The sequence below is a fragment of the Chamaesiphon sp. genome (assembly GCF_041738855.1).
Lineage (GTDB): Bacteria > Cyanobacteriota > Cyanobacteriia > Cyanobacteriales > Chamaesiphonaceae > Chamaesiphon.
Map to the genome: position 1 here is coordinate 1 of NZ_JBGSPA010000019.1, position 6,815 is coordinate 6,815.

A 6,815-nucleotide genomic window follows, 5' to 3' on the forward strand; every position below is an offset into this window, starting at 1 on the left:
AAGTGTGAAAGTTGAGTGGGACATCATTTTCTGCTTATATTCTTTGAATAAAAACTCTTGGACTATTTCCAGGCTCCGATCGAATTTTATCTTTTACTCTCGTACCTAATATTATTAATCCGACATAAATGATTATTGCTACTAGATCGGACAAAGTATCTGTAAGACCATTTATATTTTTAAATAATGTGCTTCCAAAAACAACTCCCCAGCGAGCAATTATCATAACGGCAATAAACCAAGCCGTAAATTTTACTTTTGACAAATCCTTGTAAAATGCCATCACAAGGAATGAGGTGCCAAAAATAAAATTTTCAGCCGTAATAAGATGCCAAACATAAAAAATTATCGTTTTTGTAGCCAGATCGGTATTGCTTGCATCAATTATAGGTAAAACAGTGGTCTGCCCATTCCAGGCATGTGTAAAAGAAAAAAGAATTGAGAGAATTCCTGCTATTAGATAGTAGTAGTTTTTAATTATTGACATTTTTAAAGTATTTTTTTATGTTTTCTCTGATGTTGCTTTAGTCAACCTAACAAGTTTGTGAGAGAGAATACCTGTATCGAGCTAACGTTGTTGCTCCCCATAGCCAAGTTATCGAGATCGTTGTAAGGATTATCAAAATGCTAAAGATAAATGGATCGTAGTGCGAACCATTACTTGGGAATAGATATGGACTTATATTAATCGTGGTATGAAAGAGAATCATCGCAAAGACACTTTTATGAGTATTGTTAAAGATCCAAACCATAATTGTCCGTAAAAAAACTGTGCCGAGGCATTGCCAAAATATCCATATTGGCGTTTGATGCGCTTGGCTATAGGGAATAATATGCCATATTGCCCAAATAAAACCGATGATGATACTTGCTTTAAAAGCCCCATACTGTTTTTGCAAAGGAGCGGTAACATAACCGCTCCAACCCACTTCTTCGCCAATAGCACCGATAAAAAACACAAAGAAGAAAATGACGACAGATAGAAAGGGTATTGGAGGTTCGGGTAGTATTCCTCCTGTTATCTTCAAGTACCAATAAGAAAGTGCTGCTATGGTAGGCATGAGAAAAACAATTGGTACATACCATTTTTTATCTTTGATTTTTTGGAAGTCCAAAGATAGTTTCAACAGTTCCTTAACACCATGATTTTTTTGTTCTTTATAAACGAAAATTACTGCCGCTAATAAAGGACAGACAGTCATTAAGGCACTGATTGGAAGTTTTATAGGAAGTATTTTAGTCAAATCTCTAGTCGTAGCACCCAATATCCAAAAAGGAATTGACAGCAAAAAAACTAACAAAAAGAATTTGAGTGATGACTTGTCTTCTGATATATTATTTTCCATATTATCTCTCTCTTTTTAAGGTGCTATTGACCGAAAAGGATGCTTATCTTCTCGACAAATTTGCTGAATAATATTGCGTCCCGACATTGCCACCACTGGCACACTTCCCCCTGGTTCTACCCATTGCCCGATCACATAAAAATTCCGCAGTTTCGGTAATGTTTTAGGTAAACCTTTAATCGACAGTGGGAGGGTTTGTTTGGTCAGGAGCCACCCACAACTCGATCCTTGCCAGTTGCCCGTATAACGCTCGTAAGTAAGCGGTGTAGCCACATCTACAAACTCAATATCATTTCTAATCCCAGGATAGAATTGCTCTAAAAGATCGATGAGAATTTGTGATTCTTGAATTTCTTCTGCATCGTAGATCGATCTACCATAAATACGTTACCAATAGTCATAATTAGTCGTCAACACAACCATCAACACTGATTTCCCCTGTGGTGCTAACGAAGGATCGAAGCAATAGTGTTTGACCCCAATCTCATATCGCTTTTCTCCCGCAATTACGACAGGTCGATCGAGCAAATGAGTAGTCCAATGTGGTTCGGTTGATAGATCGCGATTTACGCCCAGTGATACCTGTAGTTGGGAATGAATCGGTAAATGTCCATCGTAGTAACGTTGGATCTCGCGGGGGACATATTGCCGATCTAGTAAACCAAACAGCGTATTGTGACCATCACAGGCTGAAATTACTCGATCTGCATAGCATTCTTCGTTGTTATATAACCGCACTCCAATCGCCCGATCTTTCTCGATTAAAATCTTTTCTACTTGCGATTCATAGTAAATTTCACCGCCTAATTCCAGATAGCGATCCGCGATCTTTTCGGCAAATTGGAGCGATCCACCTAGCGGAAAGCCAGCATTTTTGGTGTGCATATAAGCTAGTAATGACATCCCTACCATCACAGGAATATCTTCCCAGCCAAACATCTGGGGAATGGCGCGGCGGAGAAAGGGATCTTGAAACCTCTTGGCAAACTCCACTGCTGAAAGGTTTCCCCACTGCGCCAATGGGCAGATAAATGGCAACATTTTCCTTGCCATTTTGCCCCAGTCTCCCAGTTGCATCAATGCTTTGGGCTGCTGTTGAAGTAGTGACAAATCGAAGTGAGTAAAAGTGCGAATCCCCACACAGAAATCGCTAATTAATCGGCGATCTATCGGTGATAACTCTTTTAAATGCTGCTCCAATCGATCGGGATTACTGTAAACAATTAAGGTTTCCCCATTAGATTCACTCACCCGTAGCAATTCATCGTGATGGACAAATTGTTGCTGCGGTACAACGCCAAGTTCCTCCCAGAGTTGGTAGAAAGGCTGTCCTCGTGCAGAGCCGAACAAATAGTGAATGCAACCATCAAACACAAATCCCTGTCGGTGCCATGCCGTACAGAGTCCACCAGATCGATCGTGCATCTCAAAGATCTGAGTTTGATAACCATTCATCTGGGCATAGCAACCTGCCGCTAGCCCAGCAATTCCCGCGCCAATAATGATAATAGTGCCACCGCATTTATGCTTCATCATGAAGATTTTCTAGATGTTTTTATAGCTTGAAAAATCGATCGCGAGGTTAGACTGTAGAGCCAGCTAGTATGTTACTAGTGGTGTTTTGCCAAAGCAGGTTGGTGATGCCAACTGCTTCAATATGAAGTCAGCAACATCGGCGCGCGAGATTTTCCCTGCCGCAACACCAGATAAATTTTCGATAACCCGATATTTTCCAGTTCGGGAACCATTAGTCAAGAATCCTGGACGAACGATCAGCCATTCGACATTACTTGCTTTAAGAATCGATTCCGCGCGATCTTTGTCTGCATAACTGGTTCCCAGCAACAGCGGATTGATAATGCGATCGTAAAAAAAGCCACCATGACCCTTACTATCACCAGCACCAATGCCAGTAATTAGGATGAGTTTTTGGTTTGATTCTGTTCCGATTGCTGCAAGAATATTTTGAATTCCTCGCGAGAAGACATCGACGGGTTTTCTGGTCGGTGGAATACCAATGCAAACGCAAATTGCCTCCTGTCCAGCAATCGCCGCAGCCACAGAGGATGGGTCGAGAATATCGCCTGTGATGACTTTCAATCCAGGAGTGCTGATGTTCAGCTTGGCAGGATCTCGCACTAAAGCAGTAACTTCGTGGCCTTCTTCAATGGCAGCTTTTAATAGCTCGGCACCTATTCCCCGCGATGCTCCAATAATTGCAATTCTCATATTAGACTTCCTACCTGAATTAATTGTTTGTACGAGTTTCTAATCCGAGTGATTTTATATTTTAGACTAGAGCAATAGTAGGCAATATCCGATTTGTCAAGAGGTAATCGAACTTTTCATTTTCCTCTATGTTGGCAAAGTGTGCCGAGTTTTCAAACCAAATTATTTCCTTTTTGGGTGCTTCGATTATTTGAAAATACTGTTCTGCAATTATGGATGGTGCTTCATAGTCATACCTTCCTAATGCAAAATATACTGGCACTTTGAATGATAATTCTTGTTTCTTCAGGTTAATGGTCAAAAGCTCCTGCCATAACAAATGATTCGATGCAAATATTCCTTTGAAAAAATATACTTTATCAAGTAAAGTATATTCAGTAGCAGATATCAAACTACTGAAAATAAGCGGAAAAGCACCGTTTGAGCTACCGTATAACTCTCCACCATACTTACCTAATAAGCGTCGTTGGGTCATCATTTTTTTCTGCCCATCGACAGTATAAGGGGGAGTACCTATTTCGGTAAGAGTCCGAATCGCTCGTTTATCTTCCGCTTTTGTTGCTTGTGCCAATGTCCAATCATAAGAAATTTGTTCGTTCTCCTGCATATTTACAATCTGACCAATTCCGATATAAGCATGATATAAATCTGGGTATTTTTGGATACTCAATATCCCAATTAGACTTCCCCATGAATGACCAACCAGAAATATTTTCTGTCGATCGAATCGATGACAGAGCAATTGGGTCAATTCGCCAGTATCTAAGACAAACCGATCGATCGTCATGGAAGAATGAGGATTAATAGCTTTGTAAGACTTACCTGCTCCTCGTTGATCCCAAGTTGTGACTATAAAATGTTTCTCTAATTCATCCGTATATTTTCTTAAAAGACACATATTGGAAGTGCCAGGGCCACCATGAAGAAAGAGAATTACAGGCTTTGTGATATCTATGCCACGAATAAGAATCCATTGTTCCTGTCCTCCCAAGTTAACTTTTTCGAGTGAGGCAATGCCCCCAGGAATATCATGTCCTTGTCGATCTTTAATAGGGAAAGTAAAACCAGGAATTAGGAATAAGATAGCTAAGACTATTGCACCCAATAAAACGATCGTCAGAAAAAGCATCACAACTTTATTTTTAGTGTTGATTTGATGGTCGGATCGTTCCCGTGAGCCTCTCCAAGATCGAATCGGTTTTTTTCATAGCCTAAACGAATACTGTGAGAAACTCGTGAGGAGCATTCAAACAGCTAACGATTTCATTATTTTTCAATCTCTTATGCGATCGCCTTTGGCTTCTCAACGTTTTTAATTTGTAACGCCAGGAAGCGTTCCACATCATAAATTGCTGCATGTGCTGATGGAGATATCTTGGGCAATATAAGGTCAAAGGCATGGTCTGTCTGGGGTAAAATATGCGTGACCGTTGGCACTTTTTCTTCCACCAAACGAGTGCATAAAAAGCGAGTTGTTTTTACAGATGCCATCAGGTCATGTTCACCTTGGATGAGGATTGTGGCAGGACAATTAGCATGTACATGGGTGACTGGGGAGAAAAGAGCGTATGGTTCAGGGCATTCATCTGGATGCCCGCCAAAAAGAGGCGCGAAAGCCCCAGCATTTTCAAAGTCTTTATCAAAATTAAAGCGATAATATGCTTTCCCCATTTTTTTAATCATCCATTCGGGCAATTGAACGGGCATAGCTTTTTTTGCAGATCCGGGATTCGATCGGGTGGTAAGATGCTGGTTGGTATGGTAGTACATTGCCTCTAAATCTGTTGGGCCATATAAGGAAACAACGCCGCACACGCTGATGTCCTTTCCTACCAGTTCCTTTGGTGTAAACTGCGGGTTGTTGGCTGTATAGCCTGTCAACAGGGCAAGATGACCTCCCGCAGAACCGCCACCCACAACAATTGTGTTGGAGTTTACGCCGTAAGTGCGTGCATTTTCTTTCATCCATACGATCGCCCGCTTTACATCGTTTATCATTCCCATCATGTCCGTTTCAGGAGCAAGGCGGTAAGCCACGTCCATAATCACATGACCTTGGGCAGCCAAGTGACTAAAAAACGGACGAGTACCAACATCTTTATCAAGCAGAGACCACGCACTTCCATGCAGATAGATAAAAGCCAAACCCGATGGAGTAACAGTTGCATTTGGTTGCCATACATCACATAAAAGTTGTCTGTTGGTGTCGGGAATGGTTGCAAATGAAATGTCCTGTTCCATATGTAGAATTGGAACGGCGGGTAATTTTACGATCGTTCGTCTTGGGAGAAAGCGATTTTTTTGTTGGGCACTTATGCTGTTTTCCCAATTCAAACCGAAAGCCTGTTCAAAACCGCTTGAAACATCAGGTGGACGGGTAATCCTGTATATATGCGAACAGAAAAATACAGCGACATACAAGCCGATCGAGCTGATGAAGACTGACCCTGTTGTCAGTCCCACAATGATACTCAACACACCCACTGAGGCAAACAAAAGAGATAATGCAGAAGCAAACAGCTTTAATATCCATAATGTCGGTGCAGGCCAATGTAGCCGCAGGAAGAGCAGAATACTCATTAGTGCAGTCAAACAGCATAAAACAGTAGCAAGAATTTGAACGATCGATTTTATAATTTGCATTTAAACTATTGTTCGTAAATAACGTGGTGACGATAACACTTAAAGCAAATGTTTGAGTTAGCAGAATTCTAGTCGAAGCGATGAGCCTTAGCTAACAATGCTGGGCAAACAGCATCAAGAATTCCTCTGTCAACGGCTGCGCTCACAGAATGACCGCTTCAACTGGTCGCCGTAGAGAACTTGGCATCGCTGCCCCTCGCCCGAAACGTACCACTAGATCGGGTCGGCCAGACTCTAGCCCCAAAGCCTTCGCGAAATCAGGTCGCAAACTTACTTCTTCAACAGGCTGGTTCAAAAAGGCATTGCGGATGCCCAGAGCAGTAGCCTGGAGCGCAAATCGCTCGTAACAGCGACCGACTTCGACCCAATGAGCCTTGTCACTAACATCGGACACGAACACGGCAATACCTGCGGAACTGCGAATATTTCGGGTATTTTTGTCATTCTCTGGCTGCACCCGAATTAATAATTTGAATAACAGGCTCCCCAGCCAGCGCGGTATCGATGGATTTCCGGTAGCACGAAGAGACAATCCATCACCAGTGCGGGCTGCTTCCTGGTCATTAAAGCGAATCCAGGATTTCAGTTCCTGCATAA

Annotated in this window: 7 protein-coding genes and 1 pseudogene; all 8 read right to left on the reverse strand. The window is 41.9% G+C overall.

From position 1 onward, the window contains the following. Window positions 1–34 precede the first annotated feature (34 nt). On the reverse strand, window positions 35–487 hold the full coding sequence (locus ACEW9I_RS02725; protein WP_373538841.1) for a hypothetical protein: 453 nt from the start codon (window positions 485–487) through the stop codon (window positions 35–37). 46 nt (window positions 488–533) lie between these two features. Continuing rightward, window positions 534–1,346, reverse strand: coding sequence for a CPBP family intramembrane glutamic endopeptidase (locus tag ACEW9I_RS02730; RefSeq protein ID WP_373538842.1), 813 nt, complete (start codon window positions 1,344–1,346; stop codon window positions 534–536). A 15-nt stretch (window positions 1,347–1,361) separates the two neighbouring features. Then, window positions 1,362–1,619 (reverse strand): hypothetical protein, encoded by a 258-nt coding sequence (locus ACEW9I_RS02735; protein WP_373538843.1) that lies wholly within the window; start codon window positions 1,617–1,619, stop codon window positions 1,362–1,364. Window positions 1,620–1,733: 114 nt separating this feature from the next. Beyond that, on the reverse strand, window positions 1,734–2,882 hold the full coding sequence (locus ACEW9I_RS02740; RefSeq protein WP_373538844.1) for a phytoene desaturase family protein: 1,149 nt from the start codon (window positions 2,880–2,882) through the stop codon (window positions 1,734–1,736). Between the two features lie 63 nt (window positions 2,883–2,945). After that, a complete protein-coding gene (locus ACEW9I_RS02745; protein ID WP_373538845.1) occupies window positions 2,946–3,575 on the reverse strand; it encodes an NAD(P)-dependent oxidoreductase in 630 nt (209 codons plus the stop codon). A 61-nt stretch (window positions 3,576–3,636) separates the two neighbouring features. Beyond that, window positions 3,637–4,704, reverse strand: coding sequence for an alpha/beta hydrolase (locus ACEW9I_RS02750; RefSeq protein ID WP_373538847.1), 1,068 nt, complete (start codon window positions 4,702–4,704; stop codon window positions 3,637–3,639). Between the two features lie 152 nt (window positions 4,705–4,856). Beyond that, window positions 4,857–6,218, reverse strand: a complete 1,362-nt coding sequence (locus ACEW9I_RS02755) for an alpha/beta hydrolase (protein ID WP_373538846.1) — start codon at window positions 6,216–6,218, stop codon at window positions 4,857–4,859. Between the two features lie 142 nt (window positions 6,219–6,360). Continuing rightward, window positions 6,361–6,815: pseudogene (locus ACEW9I_RS02760) on the reverse strand (Tat pathway signal protein); the annotation flags it as partial.